The following is a 3,541-nucleotide window of genomic DNA, read 5'->3' as shown; positions in this document are numbered from 1 at the left end:
CATCCTGCACAACGCCTTCCGGCCCAACGCCAAGCGGTTCAAGCCCGGCGCCAAGCCGTCGCTGCGCAACGGCAACATCCTGCTGATCACCGAGGAGGACTACGAGCAGACCGACTGCTCGCAGGCCGGCTCGTTCCAGACCTGGTGGATCAAGCGCCTCGACGGCAAGCGCAAGAACGCCATCAAGCCGCTCGACAAGGTCGAGATCTCCGACCTCGGCACCTTCCCGCTCCCGCAAGGGGCGTTCTGCTCGTCGCACTGGTTCGACTACCGGCCCGGCGGCCTGGTCGCGGCCGGCTTCTACGGCGGCGGCACCCAGATCCTCGACGTGCGCAACCCGCGTGACATCAAGACCTACGCCCACTCGGTGTGGGGACTCTCGGAGGTCTGGGACGCGATGTGGGTCCCGGTCTACAAGAACGACAAGATGACCGCCGCCCGCACCAACGTCGTCTACTCCATCGACCTGGTGCGCGGCCTCGACGTGTACGCCGTGGACGTGCCGGGCGACGACCGGGGTGCGCTCCCGCCGGCCTCTGCGGCCGACCCGACGACGCGTGAGCAGGTCAGCGCCGGCGCCGTCCCGCTGGGGCTGGCCGCCGGGGCGTTCCTGGTGGCGCTCGGAGTTGCGGGCCTGCGTCGACGACGACTGATGGTGCTCGCGCCGAGCTAGGTCCGGTTGTGGGCGCCCACAGGCGCCCACAGAGCACTCTCAGGCGCATCGACCACAATGGCTCGATGTTCCACCGCCACCCGTTCCTCAGCCTGACCACGTTCGCCTACCTCGGCTTCGTGGGCTGGGTGACGCTCACCCCGATCTCGAGCGCCCCCACGGCGTCCGAGCTCGTCATGAAGGTGCTCGCGCGGCTGCAGGGCGTCGAGGAGCTGGACTGGCTGACCTACGGGCGCGCGGAGTTCCTCGCCAACGTCGCGCTCTTCGTGCCGGTGGGGCTGTTCCTGCTGCTCCTGGTCGGCACGCGCCTGTGGTGGCTGGCCGGGTTCGGGGCGTTCGTGATGACCTCGGCGATCGAGACCCTGCAGCGCTCGATCCCCGGGCGGGTGCCCGACGAGCGCGACATCCTGGCCAACACCGCCGGTGCCCTGATCGGCATCGTGGTGGGACTCGTCCTGACCTTCCCGGCCTCGCACCGTCGGGCAGCTGCCCGACGACGCAGGGCCCAGACCGGCGCCCCCTCCAGGTCGACGGCCTGAGGGCGAGCCGCGGTGCCACGACCGGACAGCCGCCCAGCGGCTGACAAGATGGTCGTCATGGGCCTCTTCGATCGATCTCGGCGCGTAGGCGTGCGCGCCCGGCCGACGGCGTACGGCCCACGCCCGACGGTGCCGCGAGCGGTGCCGCGGGGCTCGACCCCGACCCGGTCCTTCCCGTCCTCTCGCGTGCGGGGGCCAGCGCGTTGACCCGTCTGATGCGCGAGAGCCTTGTAGGTCGCGGTGTCGAGACCGTCGCCGACGGCCGAGGCGCGCTGGTGGCCATGGACGGGCAGCGCTACGGCCTCACCGACCTCGCCCTGATCGTCGCCCCGGAGCCGACCGTCAGATGGCCGGCCCTGGTCGAGCGTCATGTCACCGGGCTCATCTCCTCCTCCGTGCAGTCCGGGCCGCTCTCGCTCGACGAGGTCCGTGATCGGCTCTACCCCCGGCTGCGGTCCGTCGCCGACCTGCCCGGCCCCGCGCCGTCGTACGCACCGCGTCCGCTGCCGGGTGTCGCCGAGCTGGCCGCGATCGACTACCCCGACCACGTCTCCGAGCTGCTCGCCGACGAGACCGTCGAACGGATCGGCGGCTGGCCGGTGGCGCGTGAGGTGGCCATGGCCAACCTCCGGGCGCTGCCGGCGATGCACCAGGACACGATCCGGGCCGACGACGCTCGCGCCGACTCCGACGTCCACGTGCTGACCACCGACGACTTCTTCGGCCCGTCCCGGGTGCTGGTCCTCGCCGAGACCCTCGCCGGCATCGGCATCGAGCGGCCGTCGTACGGCGTGCTCGTCGCCGTGCCCAACCGCCACCTGCTCGCCCTGCACCCGCTGGAGGGCCCCGGGGTCGTGGCCGCGCTCCAGGTGCTGGCCCGCATCAGCACGGGTGAGCACGACGAGAAGCCCGGCGCCCTCTCGCGCCACGTCTACTACGTGCCCGCCACCGGTGCGCCCGCGCAGCAGGTGACGACGTTCGCCGACGACGGCACCCTGTCGATCAACGTCTCCGGGGCGCTGGCGGAGGCCTTCGCCGCCCTCGGCCTGCTCGAGGGCTGAGGGTCGTGCCGACCAGGCCCCTCAACCTCCGCCGCTGAGCCTGCCCACGTGGGTAGGGTGAGGCCCGCTGAGCTTCCCCCGCGTCAGTACTGCAACCCCGCACATCGGTGATGGAGCAACGCGTTGTACCTCAAGAGCCTCACCCTGAAGGGCTTCAAGTCTTTCGCCTCCGCGACGACCCTGCAGCTCGAGCCGGGCATCACCTGCATCGTGGGGCCCAACGGGTCGGGCAAGTCCAACGTCGTCGACGCCCTCGCCTGGGTGATGGGTGAGGCCAGCGCCAAGAGCCTGCGCGGCGGCAAGATGGACGACGTCATCTTCGCCGGCACGTCCGGGCGCCCACCGCTGGGTCGCGCCGAGGTCGTGCTGACCATCGACAACTCCGACGGCGCGCTGCCGATCGAGTACGCCGAGGTCACGATCAGCCGCACGATGTTCCGCAGCGGCGGGTCGGAGTACGCCATCAACGGCACCAGCTGCCGGCTCCTCGACGTCCAGGAGCTGCTGAGCGACTCCGGCATCGGCCGCGAGATGCACGTCATTGTCGGCCAGGGACAGCTCGACACGATCCTGCACGCGACCCCGGAGGACCGCCGCGGCTTCATCGAGGAGGCTGCCGGCGTCCTCAAGCACCGCAAGCGCAAGGAGAAGGCGCTCCGCAAGCTCGACGCCACCGAGGGCAACCTCACCCGTCTCAGCGACCTGCTCTCCGAGCTGCGTCGTCAGCTCAAGCCGCTCGGGCGCCAGGCCGAGGTCGCCCGCCGCGCCGTCACGGTGCAGGCCGATGCCCGTGACGCGCGCGCCCGGATCATGGCCGACGACCTGGTCACCGCCCGCACGGCGCTCGAGCAGGAGATGGCTGACGAGTCGATCCTCGTCGAGCGGCGCGAGCACGTGGAGGCCGAGCTGAAGGCCGGGCGTGCCGACGAGGCGCGCATCGAGGCAGCCCTGCGCGAGGACCTGCCGGCCCTGAGCGCCGCCCAGGAGACGCAGTACGGCCTGACCGGACTGCGCGAGCGCTTCCGTGGCACGCAGGGACTCGCCGCCGAGCGCATCCGCAACGCCGCCAACGTCGGTGAGGCGGGCGAGCAGGGTCGCGACCCGGAGGAGATCGAGGCCGAGGCCGAGCGCGTCCGCGCGCAGGAGAAGGAGATCGCAGCCCAGGTCGAGCGGCACCGCACCGCCCTCGAGGAGGGCGTGGTCGCCCGCAAGGCCGCCGAGGACGCCGCCGCCGAGGAGGACCGTCGCATCGCCGGCCTCCAGCGCGC

The 3,541-nt window shown here is 71.8% G+C and carries 4 protein-coding genes; all 4 read left to right on the top strand.

The window, feature by feature from the left end; genetic code table 11:
- The coding region (locus VOI19_RS16410) for a hypothetical protein (protein WP_323794038.1) at positions 1–673 on the top strand (673 nt) is incomplete at its 5' end.
- A 65-nt stretch (positions 674–738) separates the two neighbouring features.
- On the top strand, positions 739–1,212 hold the full coding sequence (locus VOI19_RS16405) for a VanZ family protein (protein ID WP_323794037.1): 474 nt from the start codon (positions 739–741) through the stop codon (positions 1,210–1,212).
- A 215-nt stretch (positions 1,213–1,427) separates the two neighbouring features.
- Entirely contained in the window at positions 1,428–2,273 is an 846-nt protein-coding gene (locus VOI19_RS16400; protein ID WP_323794036.1) for a hypothetical protein, read from the top strand.
- 123 nt (positions 2,274–2,396) lie between these two features.
- A partial coding sequence (locus VOI19_RS16395; protein ID WP_323794035.1) for a chromosome segregation SMC family protein occupies positions 2,397–3,541 on the top strand: 1,145 nt, incomplete at its 3' end.

Origin of the sequence: Nocardioides sp. (assembly GCF_034670285.1) — a bacterium.
Classification (GTDB): domain Bacteria; phylum Actinomycetota; class Actinomycetes; order Propionibacteriales; family Nocardioidaceae; genus Nocardioides.
The sequence above is the reverse complement of the archived record's forward strand: the minus strand, read 5'-3'. Positions and strand labels throughout refer to the sequence as shown.